This is a genomic window from Arachidicoccus ginsenosidivorans, from assembly GCF_007971385.1.
GTDB lineage: Bacteria > Bacteroidota > Bacteroidia > Chitinophagales > Chitinophagaceae > Arachidicoccus > Arachidicoccus ginsenosidivorans.
In genome coordinates this window covers 205,850-222,382 of sequence record NZ_CP042434.1, presented here as the reverse complement: position 1 = coordinate 222,382, position 16,533 = coordinate 205,850, and the positions used below count along the sequence as shown (strand labels likewise).

At 42.4% G+C, this 16,533-nt stretch carries 16 protein-coding genes; 13 read left to right on the top strand and 3 right to left on the bottom strand.

Annotation, left to right across the window (positions count from 1 at the left end; all coding sequences use genetic code 11):
- Positions 1-43 precede the first annotated feature (43 nt).
- The 5 genes from FSB73_RS00810 (at position 44) to FSB73_RS00790 (ending at position 3,768) form a co-directional block, all read left to right on the top strand.
- Positions 44-1,030 carry a glycerophosphodiester phosphodiesterase family protein gene (locus FSB73_RS00810; RefSeq protein WP_146779728.1) on the top strand — a complete coding sequence of 329 codons (987 nt, stop codon included), beginning with the start codon at positions 44-46 and terminating at the stop codon, positions 1,028-1,030.
- A gap of 208 nt (positions 1,031-1,238) precedes the next feature.
- The gene (locus FSB73_RS00805) at positions 1,239-1,430 is read left to right on the top strand and encodes a hypothetical protein (RefSeq protein ID WP_146779727.1); all 192 of its coding nucleotides are present in this window, start codon (positions 1,239-1,241) and stop codon (positions 1,428-1,430) included.
- A gap of 39 nt (positions 1,431-1,469) precedes the next feature.
- On the top strand, positions 1,470-1,784 hold the full coding sequence (locus tag FSB73_RS00800; protein ID WP_146779726.1) for a hypothetical protein: 315 nt from the start codon (positions 1,470-1,472) through the stop codon (positions 1,782-1,784).
- 39 nt (positions 1,785-1,823) lie between these two features.
- A complete protein-coding gene (locus FSB73_RS00795; protein WP_146779725.1) occupies positions 1,824-2,315 on the top strand; it encodes a nucleotidyl transferase AbiEii/AbiGii toxin family protein in 492 nt (163 codons plus the stop codon).
- Positions 2,316-2,607: 292 nt separating this feature from the next.
- Complete coding sequence (locus tag FSB73_RS00790; RefSeq protein ID WP_146779724.1) at positions 2,608-3,768, top strand: glycoside hydrolase family 88/105 protein; 1,161 nt, start codon at positions 2,608-2,610, stop codon at positions 3,766-3,768.
- An 87-nt stretch (positions 3,769-3,855) separates the two neighbouring features.
- Here the strand turns inward: FSB73_RS00790 and FSB73_RS00785 are convergent, their stop codons facing one another.
- Together FSB73_RS00785 and FSB73_RS00780 are read right to left on the bottom strand one after the other, a co-directional pair.
- Positions 3,856-4,572, bottom strand: a complete 717-nt coding sequence (locus FSB73_RS00785; RefSeq protein WP_146779723.1) for a DUF1345 domain-containing protein — start codon at positions 4,570-4,572, stop codon at positions 3,856-3,858.
- A gap of 76 nt (positions 4,573-4,648) precedes the next feature.
- Positions 4,649-6,955, bottom strand: coding sequence for a beta-N-acetylhexosaminidase (locus FSB73_RS00780; protein ID WP_158639362.1), 2,307 nt, complete (start codon positions 6,953-6,955; stop codon positions 4,649-4,651).
- Positions 6,956-7,241: 286 nt separating this feature from the next.
- On the opposite strand from FSB73_RS00780, the gene FSB73_RS00775 reads away from it, so the two are divergent.
- The 8 genes from FSB73_RS00775 (at position 7,242) to FSB73_RS00740 (ending at position 14,246) form a co-directional block, all read left to right on the top strand.
- Positions 7,242-8,090: an isocitrate lyase/PEP mutase family protein gene (locus FSB73_RS00775; RefSeq protein ID WP_225974335.1), complete on the top strand. Its 849-nt coding sequence runs from the start codon at positions 7,242-7,244 to the stop codon at positions 8,088-8,090.
- A gap of 329 nt (positions 8,091-8,419) precedes the next feature.
- Positions 8,420-8,902, top strand: a complete 483-nt coding sequence (locus FSB73_RS00770) for a hypothetical protein (protein WP_146779720.1) — start codon at positions 8,420-8,422, stop codon at positions 8,900-8,902.
- Positions 8,903-9,163: 261 nt separating this feature from the next.
- Positions 9,164-9,661, top strand: coding sequence for a GNAT family N-acetyltransferase (locus FSB73_RS00765; protein ID WP_146779719.1), 498 nt, complete (start codon positions 9,164-9,166; stop codon positions 9,659-9,661).
- Positions 9,662-9,777: 116 nt separating this feature from the next.
- A complete protein-coding gene (gene msrB / locus FSB73_RS00760) occupies positions 9,778-10,344 on the top strand; it encodes a peptide-methionine (R)-S-oxide reductase MsrB (protein WP_317132818.1) in 567 nt (188 codons plus the stop codon).
- 338 nt (positions 10,345-10,682) lie between these two features.
- The gene (locus FSB73_RS00755; RefSeq protein WP_146779718.1) at positions 10,683-11,087 is read left to right on the top strand and encodes an ester cyclase; all 405 of its coding nucleotides are present in this window, start codon (positions 10,683-10,685) and stop codon (positions 11,085-11,087) included.
- 201 nt (positions 11,088-11,288) lie between these two features.
- Positions 11,289-12,794, top strand: a complete 1,506-nt coding sequence (locus FSB73_RS00750) for a pyridoxal phosphate-dependent decarboxylase family protein (RefSeq protein WP_225974334.1) — start codon at positions 11,289-11,291, stop codon at positions 12,792-12,794.
- Positions 12,795-12,839: 45 nt separating this feature from the next.
- Positions 12,840-13,445, top strand: a complete 606-nt coding sequence (locus FSB73_RS00745) for an LOG family protein (RefSeq protein ID WP_146779717.1) — start codon at positions 12,840-12,842, stop codon at positions 13,443-13,445.
- Between the two features lie 279 nt (positions 13,446-13,724).
- Positions 13,725-14,246, top strand: a complete 522-nt coding sequence (locus tag FSB73_RS00740) for a helix-turn-helix domain-containing protein (RefSeq protein WP_146779716.1) — start codon at positions 13,725-13,727, stop codon at positions 14,244-14,246.
- Between the two features lie 129 nt (positions 14,247-14,375).
- Here FSB73_RS00740 and FSB73_RS00735 read toward each other — a convergent pair whose 3' ends face one another.
- Positions 14,376-16,451, bottom strand: a complete 2,076-nt coding sequence (locus tag FSB73_RS00735) for a glycoside hydrolase family 9 protein (RefSeq protein WP_146779715.1) — start codon at positions 16,449-16,451, stop codon at positions 14,376-14,378.
- Positions 16,452-16,533: the final 82 nt, after the last annotated feature.

Genomic DNA, 16,533 nt, shown 5'->3' with positions numbered 1-16,533 from the left:
ATTTACGCCACTTTGTTTTATAATTGGATATAAACCTAACAAAATGAAACGTTTATCTAACCTACCTCATTTCCCAGGACGCTTACCAGGGAAGACACCTAAAGCAAACAAAAGCCGCATATCAATTTATGCGGCAGGTTTGCTGCTTTTACTAATGGGACTTATATTGACCAGTAGTTGCAATACAAATTCCCAAAATAAGCCTTTAGATGGCTTTGACGCCCAGGCCCATCGTGGTGGTCGCGGGTTGATGCCGGAGAACACCATTGCCAGCGAAAAAAACGCAATCGATTATAATTGTACCCTGGAAATGGATCTGCAAATGTCTAAAGACAGCCAGGTAGTTGTTTCACATGACGCCTACTTTAATGCAGATTTTAGTCTGGATCCAGCCGGAGAAACGATGACTCAAAAAGATGGCAAAAGCAGGCTGCTGTTTAATATGCGTTACGATTCTATCCAAAAATACGACGTAGGGTTAAAGCCTTATCCCAATTTTACCAGGCAAAAGAAAATACCGGCCATACGGCCTTTATTATCTGTACTGATTGATTCTGTGGAAGCTTACGGTAAAATCAAAAATCACACTAATCATTATAATATCGAGCTAAAAACCAGCCCTAAGGCAGACAGTGTTCATTACCCAGATTTAAAAACCTATGTTTTAAGCGCGATGCATACAATCAATAACAAGGGGATTGCATCGCGGTCTATGATACAGTCCTTTGATGTCAGAGCTCTAAGGATGGTGCATGATTCCTTCCCTCATATTGCCACATCTTACTTGGTGGGCAAAAATGATACAAATTCTGTTCAAGGTTATATCAATGCCTTGGGCTTTACACCTACTGTTTTTAGTCCTGATTATCATATTGTTACACCAGAAATGATACAAGGATTCCATCAGCAGGGTGTAAAAGTCATCCCTTGGACGCCCAACACACTGGATGAAATGCAAAAACTTACGGACATGGGAGTGGACGGCTTGATTACCGATTTTCCTGATCTTTATAGCCAGTTAAAACATTGAAAAGAAAATATAAAACATTGGTAATTAATAAAGAAAGGATATTTTTTAATGCCTTTGAATTGCACGAGGTTTAATAATATAGTGGATTTTTAGGTTGCTGTAAAACATATATAAATAAAAAAAATGCACTGGATGTCAAATTTATTTCTACCATGTGCCCTTAAATTGTGTTGTTATCAATTTTCGTCACTTGTTAAATTTGAACATTATGCAGAACTTTTTAACAGCAACGCCCAGCCAGCGACAGGCACATATGAATATAGCCACCCTGCGCTCTGGTATTCCACACAATTTATTAGAACATGATTGGTGGCAATCCTTTGTACTCCAAAATTTATTTGAATTGCCATTTGCCTCCTTTTTAACCCTTAATGGCAGCCGCAGCCTTTGTGATCAATGAAGGACTACTCCGGTGTTGAGTAAAAGCATCGATTTAGTCTTGGCGCATGAAGCCGTAGGGAAACTCCCTCAGAAAAATCCTTCCCGTAATTATATTAAAAACCTCAGAAGACTTGGTTGTGCCTTTGTTGAAAAGGTACTCTGCAAGCAATTGGCTTATCGTCTTTACTGTAATTTACGCAATACCGGCATAAGTGTAGAGGTTCGGGCAGAACTGCTGCCCGCTGATGCACCGGATAAACCCTCCAGGGCTATTTATATTTATTATCCCTCCTTGTACAGCGGCTCTCATAATGCCAGAGGGGTCGTGAAAATCCATTGCAGTATGCTCTCTGCTGCCCTTCATCCTATTTGAAGTACACAACAGGATCTGTTATCCACCTATGCAGGTCCCATGACGGCGCAGTCTCCAAATGTACCTTTTGCTGTTAGGACGGTAAGCCCCATGCATTGTTTATTGGAGAAAATGTTATTACTCCATGAATTATACAGGATCCCTGAAATTCCCTCCAGATACATTCCTGGTACCTCCAGACACCTGTATGATATCGTTCATTTGTATGACAAACTACAAGGGGAAGGTGTAAAAATTGATTGGAATTTACTCAATAAGCTAAGGATGCATCGCAGTCGCTGGCTTGGCAGAGCCACCACGGTTTATAGGGAAAGTTGTCACCGAAAGCTTTGTTTTATCCCGCCATTCAGGCTGCTGGGGCCGCTTATGGATGATTACCGGCGCCTTCGCAAAGAGGTTATTTTTGATCCGTCCTGGGAATTTCCGGTACTCATCGGGAGAATTCAGCAGATCAATGCAAGTTTAAACGGTATTCAATGGCCTTATCTTGAAAATGACCGGCATCTGGCGCTGCTGACTAAAACAGCTTAAGCGGTTTAAATGGACAAAACGATTGAAAAAAGTCTTTTTTGTCGTTACATCGGGGAGTCACCTTTTTAAAAGGGACTCCCTTTATTATGGACTGTTTATCATAGTAGATTTGCCCACCCAAAATACTTTGTTTATTTTTGCCTGGTTAAGGGGCAAAAAAGCGTATGACAGAAATAACAACAAAACGCCTGTTTTAGGTCATCTCACCTGCTGCTAAAATCGGAATCTGATGACCTTAGCAAAAAGCTCCTTGGGATCAACGATCTGTTCAATTTAACGACCTATACCATTTATGAAAAGCAGATTTTTATTGACGGGCATGACTTTAGCTGCACTGGCCCTGCTCAGCCTGGCAGGTTGTAAACCGGCAGCCTTATACCAATATAGTGCTGCCAAAAACAGCATCAGTGCTAAAAGTATCTATGCCGATATGCAGCGTGCTGCGAATTGGCAGATGGATTCCATTAAACATAAAGGTTGGCGCCATCCAATGGGAAATTGGACCAGCGCTGCTTTATATACCGGCCTGCTCGCCTGGCAGGAGGTCTCCAAAGACTCTGCAACACTGGCATTTTTAAATCAGGTAGCAGATTCTTTGCAGTGGAAACTTAAATCAGGAGCAGATCGTTATCATGCAGACAACTATTGTATTGGACAACTCTACTGCGGGCTCTATGAATTGCATAAAGATCCTGTTAGAATCGCCGACTTAAAGGCACTTGCAGATACACTTAAGACCAGGCCTCATACAGAATCTTTGGCGTGGAAAAATAATATTTCCCTAAGAGAATGGGCCTGGTGTGATGCGCTTTTTATGGGACCGCCACCAATCGCTATGTTGGCTCATGTTACAGGTAACCGCAATTATATGAACCTGGTAGATAAACTTTGGTGGAAGACATCTGATTATCTCTATGATAAAAAAGAACGATTGTTTTACCGGGATAGCCGTTATTTTGACAAAAAGGAAAATAATGGGGCAAAGGTTTTCTGGTCCAGAGGCAATGCCTGGGTGATGGCGGGTCTGGCCAGAGTGCTTCAATATATGCCAGAAGATTATTGGGATAGGCGCTATTGGGTCGCTCAATTTAGGGAAATGGCCAGTAGAATTGCCGGGTTGCAGCAATCTGACGGTACCTGGCATGCCAGTTTATTGGATCCGGGTAGTTATCCTGGCAAAGAGACCAGTGGCACTGCTTTTTATTGCTATGCGATGGCCTGGGGAATCAACCATGGCGTGCTGGATGCCAGTTTATATACTTCCACGGTAGATAGAGCCTGGGAAGCATTGGTAGGATGTTTGCATCCTAATGGGATGCTGGGGTTTGCCCAGCCCATCGGTGCTGCGCCGGGTCATGTTAATTATGATGATACCGAATTGTATGCAGTGGGCGCCTTTTTACTCGCAGGCAAAGAAATGATCACCTTACATCAAGCATCAAAAGAAAAATAGGTTTCCTTAAATTTAAAAATGGTTTAAAAAGGCAGCCAAATTATTTTTTGTTGCTATATAATGTAAGTTGCTATCTGATCAAAAGGGTTATTTACCGATGAGTCCTGAGATGATATTTACACTAAGCGCAATGATTGCCGCATTAAAGGCAAATGAGAATAAACCGTGAATCATGGCAATGCGCCTGATGCGCCGATCTGTTATCTGTACATCAGATACCTGAAAAGTAGTGCCTAAGGTAAACGAAAAATAAGCAAAATCCATAAAGTCCGGCCAGGCGGGTGTATCATCCTCTGGATGGCTCGGAAAGTCAAGCCCGCCTGCATGCCTGTCTTTTCTACTCATATCTCTTGCATAAAATAAATGGGCATATCGCACGGCGAAAATTGTATGAACCAAGACCCAGGATAAAATCATGCAGCTGACGCCGCTTATTAGATTCAAGGCTTTATATACTTCATCTGATCCGGCGCTGAGCAGCATCTGTATCACTGAGAATATTGAAAACAAGGCGGCAAATAATGACAATACAAAAATATAGGCACGGCTGCTATCCTGGTGCTGCGCTTCCTGCCTGATGTCTTTTGAGGCTACCGGAAGCATGGACCACCAGATCAGCACCACCTGACTTAAGCAGAAAATATCCCAGCTAAATACAACATGAGAGGCTTTGGGAACCGGGATCAAAAAGAAAAATAAGACAGCCAGTACTAGACTGATGATCAGTTTAACCGTTCCGGAAAGTCGACTGATCATAGGGGTATGTGTGTTTTTTGATCCCTTATTTTGTTGGTGCTTAGCCATAGGAGAACAGGTTGTCTTTTATAAAGTTAGGCTTTTTTAGCCCCATGGGTTCAAAAAGAAAATAAAAATGTCCTGATTAATAAATTTTAATCTCATCCGTAAAGAGAAATCCACGAAAAACAGGAGCCACTACTCTTATGTACCGGGCTTTATTTCCCTGAAGATTAAAGTGATAATTTTCAAAACGCAGCCGGGTTTGGGTGGTGGGCGTGGTGGTTTTTATAATCCCTGCCGGTTGAAAGTTTTTGTTGTCATTTGACAAAAAAACAGCAACCTGAATAGGCATATAAACGCCCGGGCCTGTGAGTTGCATAAAACGGATATCCAGGCTATGTAGGTCCGTAGGGAGGTTCATGTCTACTGTTACGTCCATCTGTTTTCCTAAAAAGCCCTGCCACCGGTCATCGCTGTAAGTGAGTGTACCGGTTATACCATCCGTTAAGGTGCTGTTGCCTGCGCCAGGATAGCTTTTAGCATAGGGCGAATTATAATAGACAGTTTTGCCGATGGCCCGGTGATAATCTACTGTAAAGCTGTCGATTTTGATATTTCGAACCGTACTGTCCAGAACTGCCGCCTTTACGAGCGCATGGCCTTTTATGGGAAAAGGTGCTGTGTATAATATGCCATGTGTTAAGGGATCTGAACCATCTGTAGAATAATAAATAGCCGGACGGTTGTATTCACTGGAAAGGGTAACCATCATTTGCCTCTTTTGCTTATCTATGTATTCATCATGCAGCACGGTTGGATCTGGTCTGTGATAATGCACAAATGCTCGCTGTAATAACAGATACTGGCCTTGTATTCTTTTTAAAAAATCCTGGTAATGCTGGCTTTTATGGGGAGTCCATCCAATCTCCGCCAGCGCTAAGGCTCTGGGGAACAGCATATAATCGGCATGCTTTTCGGTGGGTACCCATTCTGTAAATAAATTTGCCTGCACACCCAGCATAAAGGGCTTTTGCCGCTCCGTTAAGCTGTCCTTGGGAAGTGGATTAAAATGATAGACCTTGGATAGAGGAATATAACCGCCAATGGCCTCCGGCTCGCTCATGGGGTCAGACTGGTAATGGTCCAGATATAAGTATTTGCTGGGCGCCTCAATGGCGTAATGCCCCTGCCTGGCAACTTCAATAGCGGTATGTGGATTACGCCAGACCATAACGGCGGCTCCAGGGGCGAGTCCTCCCTGGGTAATTTCATCCCAACCCAAGAGCTTACGGCCATGACTGGCTAAAAATTGTTCTAATCGCCGGATGCCATAACTCTGCAGCCCCGCCAATGTTTTGATATTCTCTTTTTTCATAAGAACCTTACAATCCTGGCAATCCTTCCAGGACTTTTTAGAGGCCTCATCGCCACCAATATGAATATAGGTAGAAGGAAATAGCTGCATTACTTCTGTGAGTAAATTTTCCATAAAGGTATAAGTCGCCTCACTACAGACATTGAGTTCATGAACACCATGAGCGGATCCGGTGGCTGATAAAAAGGGATAAGCGTGTAAAAGTTCTTCTGCGTGTCCCGGAAATTCTATTTCCGGGATGATATTAATGCCTCTGGCACTTGCGTAGGCTACAATATCTCTTACTTGCTGCTGGGTATAATACCCGCCATAGCTGCCTGGCTCGCCTTCTTTACTGTATTTTCTACCGGCTTTACTCCAGGCTGTCTGCGTGCCCTCCGGCCTGAAGGCAGCCTTTGAAGTCAGTAGGGGATATTTTTTAATCTCCAGCCGCCATCCGCCGCCATCGGTCAGGTGCCAGTGAAAATTATTCAATTTGTAAAGGGCCATTAGATCCAGCAGTTTTTTGATATACGCTGGAGGGAAAAAATTGCGGCTGACATCCAGCATCAGTCCTCTATAGGCAAACCTTGGATAATCCTGAATGCTAACTGCCGGCAATTGGTTTGACTGCCATTGTAGCTTTTCTAATTGCAAGAGGGTAAATAGGCCATGAAGGGCACCTGCTTTGTCTACCGCCTGAATCTGGATGGTTTTATCGCTAACCTTTAAAGAGTAAGCCTCAGCTATGTGCAAATTCAGATCATTTTGATGAGCAACACCAATTGAATCTAATATGATTTTAGATAACCTTGCGGCAGATACTTGAATAAATTGAATAGCAGGCTGGTGTTTGTTGACTTTTGATGTATTTTTTAAAATGACCGATGTAGCGGGTAAATGCCAGCTTGATGCCAGCAAATCAGCTGCCGCTTTCCACTGTGTTGGTGCCGTTATCCGCAGTTGATTGGTAATGTTAAATTTACCAGGCTGCGCTTTTAACCTGACAGCTTTAGGCACCAGGTCATAGTTGGGAAAACTACTTAGATCGCGCTGCGCCCAAGAAAAGCTGCCTAGTAAAATCATGAGTATCATAAGCCAGGATTTTTTCCAATAGCCATAGCTAAATGGTTGAATATCAGTTTTATTTATAGAAGGCATAGGGCTGCTTAAAATGAAAAAAGGTGCTAATAATTTGCTGAAAAAAGTTTTATAAGGCTCAAGAGGGTTAAAATTAGTAATTTTAAAGGGATAAAACAGCAGTAAAATACATTAGAATAATGAATCAGGACAATTACTGATGCACCATTGCAAAAAGGATAAGTCAAACAGCAAATGGTGATTGCCAGGACACAACATGCCTTACTTTAAAAAAATAATTATGAATCATTTACAAAGAGCGGCCAGATTTAAGGAATTACATTACCGACCTGGTATCTTTGTCTCGGCCAATGCCTGGGACGGCGCTTCTGCTCGTCTTTTAGAGAAAATGGGCTTCGATGCAATAGCTACCACCAGTGCCGGTATGGCTTTTGGCCTAGGTAAGCCAGATAAGGCCACAGAGATATCTAGAGAAGATGCACTTAAAAATGCCCAGCTGATTTTGGAAAATACCAATTTGCCGGTTTCTGCAGATCTCATGAACGGTTTTGGGGACAGCCCAGAGGAGTGCGCCATTACTATTAAGCTGGCCGCAGCAACTGGACTGTCAGGCGCTTCAATTGAGGATGCCAGCGGGAAACCGAGCCAGCCCATTTATGATTTTGAGCTATCTGTTGAAAGAATCAAAGCAGCTGTAAAGGCGGTCAGGGTATTAAACAAACCTTTTATGCTGACTGCAAGAGCTGAAAATTTTTTAAATGGCAATTTTGATTTAAAGGACACGATTGAAAGACTGGTGGCTTATGCTGAGGCGGGGGCTGATGTTTTATTTGCACCTGGAATCAAGACGCTAGAAGATATTGAGACAGTGGTAAAGGCTTTACAGCCTAAACCGATCAATGTGCTTCTGAATATGGAACAACAAGTATATGGACTGAAACAACTTGAAGCGATTGGTGTTAAAAGAGTGAGCCTTGGCTCCGGTTTGTTCAGGTTGGCTTATGGGTATTTACAGGAAGCCGCCAGTCATTATCTGCCTAAGGACAAACAAGCTGGATTTGCACCAGTGGTACAGCATGGTGAATATAATGCGCTTTTGAGCCAAGAAATAAAGCAAGAAACAAAGTAATATAAGCTTTGAGGTGCAGTGAGATCGTGGACGGTTGGTTTATATAACAGATTGATGTTTGTATCTTAAAAAAAAGGTCCGCTCCCTTAGCAATGGCTGGCAGAAATTTTAGGATTAATGAAAGGGTAAAACAGGCTCAAAATCGTTATTTAATGCGTTTGATTTTTGATTGAACTAGTCTTGGTATAGACTTTGTTATTAGTCACTGGCTGAATGTACGCTTCATGAGAGAAATGCCTGATCAGCCAAATAATCAGGCCCTAACAAAACATGGATGCATCGCATCAGATAATTTTAAACTTAAATATATAATAATCAAAAAACAACAAATGAAAAAGATCAATGGATTAATTGTGGCCGTTTGCGCCAGTTCTTTCATGTTTGCTTGCGGTTCCAATAACCAACAGGCAGATGCAATTACTGCGGATTCAACAACCATTGCTGGGCAAGTGGATACAGCAGCAGCTGCCACAGCGGCCGAGGTAGATACCGCTGCCGCCGCAGTAGGCGCGGCCGCTTCTGATGCAGCAGCAGCTACCGCTGATGCTGCTGATAATGTCGCTGATAAAGCTGAACAAAAAGGAAAAGAAGCGAAAGCCGCTGCGGATAATGCAGCAGAAGATACCAAATCGGGTGTTAAAAAAGCTTGGGATGGTACAAAAAAAGTAGCATCTGACGTGGGCGAAGGCGCAGCCAAAGGAGCTAAAGCTGTTGGAAAAGGCGTTAAAAAAGGAGCTGAAGCTGTAGGGGACGCCGCCTCTGATGGTGCTAAAGCCGTCAAAGATGCTGTCAAAGGCAAGGACGATAAATAAATAGCCAAAATTTAAATACTGGGCAAATGCAAATGATTTGTTTTCGCTCTGCTGTTTGCACAAAAAGATAAACCCAATTTTATTTAAATTGGGCGAAATTGGATAAGAAAAGGCCCGCAATTGCGGGCCTTTTCTTATCCAATTAGGCAGCGGAAAATTAATACAATAACAATTGTTAGGTTTTCTTGTCCGAGTCCAAAATATGGTTTATTTTAGTGTGTGGATTAATGGTAATAATATCGAATCTAAAAATAGGATTTTATGGAGACAGCCATCCCATTTATGCTTGTACCCTTTAAGGAACAAGATTATGCAGATTACCGTGCTTTGACCAGCAATCCAAAGATCATGGAGATGATTACCGGCAGGCCCTTGAGTGAGCAGGAAAGCCGGGCGCATTTTGACCGTTTATTGCAACAAAACCAGGTGGCAAAGGGGTTTGGCAATTTTAGAATTATTAGCGAGGAAAATAATGCGTTTATGGGGTTGGCCAAACTGGTCCGACAGCAATTGGAGGACAAAGAGGTGGAAATTGGATTTTTGCTGATGGAACAATTTCAGGGTAAAGGCATTGCATCAGCTGCTACCAGGCAACTCATTGATTTTGCCCGAAAAGACCGCAGTCTTTTAAGGGTTAAAGCCATTTTAGATCCATTAAACAGCGCTTCCAGAAAGATATTGGTGCGCGAAGGGTTTGTTTCTGAGTTTGTTGGAGAAATCGATGGATTACCAGGGGAAGTAATGAGTCTGGTTTTATAGACGGGAACCATTGCTAAGAAAAACCCAAAATAAGGCGAAGAGGACTTCCTTGGTTCAATTTAGGATTTTATTGCCACCAATTATTAGCACAGTAATGTAAATTGTGGCTAGAATCCATGCAAAGCTTAATTAATATTCAAAAGATCTCCCTGCTATATTGTACACTGCTGATAACGGTATTTAGTTGTACTGCCCAGGGAACAAAAAAACAACATATGGAAAATGTAAAAGAGCATACAGGCGCACTTTCAGGACATGAAAACAATCCTTATTATTCAAGAACAGATACCAGTGAACTACACGTTACAAATGATGAGTGGAAAAAAATTCTGCCTCCTGACTTATATAACGTAGCCAGAGAGCAAGGAACAGAAGCTCCTTTTAAAGGAAAATACTGGAACAGCGATCAAAGAGGAACCTATTATTGTGCGGTATGTGGCAATAAACTTTTTGACTCAGATGCTAAATTTGCCAGTTCCTGTGGTTGGCCAAGTTTTTTTGAGACCGACAGGAAGGACGCCGTCATTTATAAAGAAGATTATTCCCATGGTATGCACAGAATAGAAGTAGAGTGCGCCAGGTGTCACTCACATTTAGGCCATATCTTTGATGACGGTCCGGCGCCGACCCATAAAAGGTATTGTATGAACTCGGTTTCTCTGGACTTTGAACCCCACCATTAGCATTAAGTCTAAGCTTTATTGTTGAATGCGATTAGCTAATGGCAAGACTGTCCTAAGGATTGAGATGGTGACTATTAGCTCGGGTCTTTGTATTCATCGTATTCATCTGGCAGTCACCTTGGATAATTTACATTGACTGGCCGACCATTTTGTTATATTATATAGCAAAATGGTCGGCCAGTCAACATTTGGGAGGCAGTCTGGTAAAGCCTGCTTATAGGCCTCTGAGCTCCAGAACAAAAATCTTTGAGCCGTTAAGCAAAATCACGGCTTTAATTTGGCTGTAGTTTTGTCTGGTAATAAAAATAAATTTTTTATACCATAAAAGAATAAAACATATGGATATAGCATCTTTAAACAAAACAGTGGTTAAAAGATTCAATAGCGCATTCATGGAAAAGGCGGATCTGAAGGTTTTGCCAGAAATTGTGGCTGATGATTTTATCAACCATACAGCGGCCAAAATGGTCAGTAGTGACGTGGCTGGGCTTATTCGTTTTATTGAGATCCTGCATGGTGGGTTTTCAGAAATAAAAGTTGACATCCATGAGATGATCGCAGAAGGCGACCTGGTGGCAACTAGAAAAACAATCCATGCGGTGCATACCGGGATGATTTTTGGCCATGCACCTACCGGAAAAGCAGTAACGTTTAGCGTGATGGATTTTGTTAAGTTGCGCGGTGGTAAATATATAGCACACTGGGGGCAAAATAATGTAATGGAGGTAATTGGTCAGCTGTAGGGTAATTTACTAAAGCAGATTCCGCTCAATAGGCTATTAACCTTGGGTTTGAAAATAAATATTTATAGCTTGAAGTTATGCTGCATTTGCCTTGCCAATAAAAAATGGATTACGACAATTAGCGGCAAATATATGTTTGGGTGTAGACTGTTTAAAATGATATTACGGGCACTTTCTTACCTTTGGTAGAAATTAGCCGTCATGGAGGAAGAACAAATACACAAAAAACTAGGCGCAGCACTAAGTAATATTGATAACCAAGTAAACGATTCAGATAATTCTAACAATGAGAATCCATTAGGTTTTAGGCTTGACCAATGGGCGGGTATATTGGAACAGGTCAAGCAGGACGCTTTGGGATATCTTTTAAGAATGAAAGGGCAGCCTGTTAGCATTGATCCGCAATTACCGTTGCCTGAAAAGCTGCCTTTATCAGATACCGGAATGGGCATAGAGCAGGTAATAAAACAGTTTAAAGAAAACTGGACGCCGCATTTAGTGGGGGCCTCTTCTTCGCATTATGTAGGTTTTGTAACAGGAGGTGTAACGCCAGCGGCGCTGGCAGGCGACTGGTTTACAACCGTCTGGGATCAAAACACTCAAGCCGTGTCGGGGCAGGGTGATGTCTCCGCCAGACTCGAGCAAGTGACCATAGAACTGGTCAAAGAATTGCTTGGGTTACCAGACGCTTTTATGGGCGGCTTTGTTACTGGAGCGACTATGTCTAATTTTACATGCCTTGGAACGGCAAGGCAGTGGTGGGGTGCGCAAAAGGGAATCAATATTGCCATGGATGGGATCACAGCGCATATACCGGTTTTAACCGCCACTGCGCATTCATCCAGTATAAAATGTCTATCGATGCTAGGTATCGGCAGCAGGAATTTAATTCAGGTTAAAATTACGCAAGGGGATAGAGAGGTGATGGATATGGAAGATCTTGCAATAAAAATAAAGGCACTGGATGGCGCGCCGTTTATATTGATCTCTAGTGCCGGTACGGTGAATACAGTGGATTTTGATGATTTTAATGCGATAAATGCGCTCAAAAAAACGCACAATTTCTGGTGGCATATTGATGGGGCATTTGGTGGATTTGCTGCTTGTAGTCCCAAGTATAAGCATTTGGTGGATGGTTGGCAGGCAGCTGATTCTATTACAGTGGACGGACATAAATGGCTCAATGTGCCCTATGATAGTGGTATTTTCTTTATTCGTAAACGCCATCATTTATTATCTTATGAGACATACAGAAATTCTAATGCACCCTATTTGGGTGAGGTAGAAAATGGCGCCTTATTGGAGACAATGAACTTCCTGAATTTTCTGCCAGAAAATTCCAGACGCTTCAGGGCGTTGCCAGCCTGGTTCTCGCTAATGAGCTATGGTAAAAAGGGTTATCAGCAGATCGTAGAAAACAGCGTGGAAAGGACCAGGGAGCTTTCGGCGTGGATTGAAGGGCAATCTAAACTGATGCTGGTGGCACCCACCCGGCTCAATAATATCTGCTTTACGCTAAGAAAGCAGGATGATCCAAAAGTGGAGCAGTTCTTATATCAATTGAACAAAGACGGAAAAGTCTTTATGAGTCCCACTTTGTATCGTGGAAAAAAGGCCATAAGGGCCTCTTTTGTTAATTGGCAGACCTCAAAGGAGGATATTGATTTTATTAAGTCTGCGCTTGAAAAAACGTTGGAACAATTTTAATTTTACCTCCATTTACATTTGCTCAATCTAAAAATATAGAAATACATGCAACTAAAAAATATCACCGTTTTTTGCGGATCCAGTAGCGGCAAGGATCCGATCTTTTATGAGACGGCTTATAAATTAGGCGCTGTGCTCGCCTCCAAAGACATTGGCTTGGTTTATGGCGGTGCTAAAGTGGGTCTTATGGGTGCCGTAGCAAATGGTGTATTGGAAGCCGGAGGCAAGGCAATAGGCGTAATTCCTCAATTTTTAAAATCCGTTGAGATAGCCCATGAACAACTCACTGAATTAATTGTAGTCGAATCTATGCATCAAAGAAAAGCAAAAATGGATGCATTATCTGATGGGATTATTGCTTTGCCAGGTGGGTTTGGCACATTGGAAGAATTATTTGAAATGCTGACCTGGGGACAGCTCGGGCTGCATAAGAAGCCCGTAGGTATTCTCAACATAGAGGGGTTCTACGATTCATTAATGGCGCTTACTTCCCAAATGGTTACCGCAGGGTTTTTGAAGCAACAAAATCAAGAAATGTTGCTGGTAGATAATTCCATTCCTGGGTTACTGGATAAAATGCATGCGTATGAACCCCCACTTGTAGGTAAATGGGTGGAGGACCAATCGGCAGACATTCTAGATAAAATGTGAAAAGGAAAAGAATACAAAAGGATGTTGGGGTAAGAAGTAGTAAAATATGCTAAATAATTTTGCTTTAATTGTAAAATAATTAGTTTTAATTGATTTTTGTTTAGTATCTTTGCCTAAGAATAAGGCACTAAAACTGATTCGCCGGTTAGGTGCCTTAAATATAGCAGCGTTCAATATAATTTCATCAATAATTCTGGATGTATTGCGACACTACTTGGTAAGGAAAGTAAATAAGGTCCTATGCTTTGGTTGGCAATAAATTCAATTAAAAAAATAATTATGGAACAATTAAATCAGACGCCAAATATTCAAAATTCAGAAAAAAGGATCCATCACGGCCAAAATATAAAGCGTATTCGCCTTTTATTTGACTTGAGCCAGAAGGAGTTGGCCTGCCAGCTGGGTGGCACTTGGACCGCGAAAAGGGTTTCCAGGTTAGAGTGTTCTGAAAAAGTGCAGCTTGGGTGTCGTCGACAACTGGCAAAAGTTTTTGAAGTAGATATTGATCTATTTAATGAATTTGATCAGGCTGCTGCTCGCATGGCCATTGCACATATTATGAGAACCAGAAAAAAGATGAAACAAGCAGGCTTGATGGATGAGCAAATATTACTGGAAGAGATAAATGACTTGTTAGATAGTGCTGCCTTTTCAATACACCGGGAAAGTCAGAATATGCAGTTATTATTAAGGTTACTACAAGGAGCCAGGCAAAAAACGGAGGCTTGGAAGGACCGTAACAGTAGTGATAGCGAATGGGAAGTAAATGAGCCCCGCATGATTAATTGGCGCGTAGCTTAGTACAGTCGCGCGACATGCGTCTTGTTAGACAAATTAAATTATAAGGAACTGAGAACCTGCATTGCAGGTTCTCTTTCTAATTTGTCGAAATTTTTAAATACGGCAAAATAAAATAAAAGAAGGTTGTAATTAATTTTTTGAAGCAGGTTCGGTCGCCTCTATTGCGGCTAATAAATAAACGAGCGGTGCATTCCAATTAATGGCAACTTCATTAACACTATAAGCCTGATCATTGTCTATATAGGACAGATCAGCCTGCTCAGAGGGATAGCCTTTGACGCCGTCCTGCCTTCCTGGATTGGGACCGCCTACCAGCCAGCCTGGCACAGGTGCCTCTACCTTATCTGAAATACTGATCCTGTGATGTGGATGTAAGGGGGAGAGGGAACCAAATCCGGTTACAAAACAGTATCCTGTCGGGTTTTTGCCCAATAGGTAATCCAGATTACTAATGGCCGCTTGCCGGTAGTCAACCTTACCCGTAAGTCGGTATGCCTCCATCAGGATCCAGCCCTGATTGGCGCAGTTACTATTACTTCCCCAATTAAAATCTGTCTTTCTGCCTCCCATCACCGTATTAAAACCAGCATTGACCTGATGGATTAATTGATCTGCCAGGTAGATAATGGCCTGTTTGGCTTGTTGTTGAAGTGCAATTAACTGAGTGCGCTTTTGCAAGTTCCAGACAGTTTCATTTAGAAGGTTGGAAAAGTTGCTTTTGGTCAGATAGATACAGCCAATAGCGGCTACCTGACTCCAGGAGGGAATTGAAATATGTTGGGGGGTATATTTTTGCACTGCCGTCAGATATTTAGGATCTAGCGTACTTTGCAGCATACTGCATGCGGCCAGATACCATTCATCACTTAAGTTTTTATCACCGTAAGCGCCGGTTGTAATGTCGGGATTGAATTTTTTGTTCATGGCGTCCTGGTCATAGCGCACTGCCGGATTTGCCTCAGCCCACTTCCAGGCAAGCTGCGCGGCCTCTTGCAGGCTGTCAGTCAGCCCCGGTAAATGCGCTTTATAGGGCGCAAGTATTCTTGCTGCATTAGCCATGACGGACACGAAGTCCAATGTAGCCGCTGTTGATTTTTGTACGACATAACGCTTGTCGTGATCCTTGGCAGGCATTTCCATTTTGTCAAAACTGGCTGAGCTCAGTTTATGATAAACACCTCCATCTGCGGGGTCCTGCATGCGCAGCATCCAGCGCAGGTTATATAAGAGTTCATTTAGGATATCCGGTAATACCGCTGAAGCGCGTGGTATATCAAGCGCAGTTCCCTTAAATAATGCTGGATAATCTTCAAAAGCGCAAAATAAAGTATTCATCGTAATGCCCGAGTTCACTATATATTTATTATAGTCGCCAGCGTCATACCAACCGCCAGGAGCGCTGATAACAGCTCCCTTTGGTCTGGAACTGCTAGATGCAGATGGGTGGATATATACCATCGAGTCTGGATGACCTTCCTGCCTTGCCCAGATGCCTCCATAGGTATCTGAAATCTGCATTGAGGCGCGGTTATAATAATAGGCTTTCAGGCTGGCACTCAGCAGCGCTTTAAAAGGGTGTACAGCGATGGTAAAAGGGTAGGAGGTCCCTTGGCCTGGAATAGACAGATAATAATGACCAGTCTTCGTGAATTTTGTAAAATCTGCCTCCAGATTCTTTTTTCCACTATAGATATCTTTACCGGTAGGATGTAGCTGACCTGTAAAAACGGTATCCGCATTTTGATTCAGGGCAATAATATAAAAAGCAGGGATACGTTGTCCCGGGAATAGATCGCTGTCCAAAATAGCTGTTTTGTGATCATATTTGCCGTAACCAATTTGATTAATCCGGATTCCTCCAGTGGGTTGATCTGCAGTTAAGAATTGCGCTAATGACGCAGCTGGTTGTGTGAGAAGGAGCGCAAGGGTTAAAAAAGCAACCATGGGCCAGTTTATTATTTTTCTGTACCGGATTAAAAACAGACCGTTGCTTGGTATTGAGAGCTGGTGTATAGTCGAGCCCAGATGTAGACCATTTGCCGCCTTCTGAACTTCTTTTTTAAAGAGGTGATCCGTTTGTCTATGCCTGAGGCCAACGCTTTCACCTGGCTTAGGCCTTTTTGATCCCCTTACTTCGCTTAAAAACCCTTCCATGCGCATTTCCCGACAGATTTCTTTTTTTGTAGTAGCTAACTGGAAAATCAATAGATTTACCAGTTAAATTCTTGTACGTTCAGCTACTGCAATTTAAGAAAATCCGTTCAATTTCCTCTGTTCAAAGCTAAAA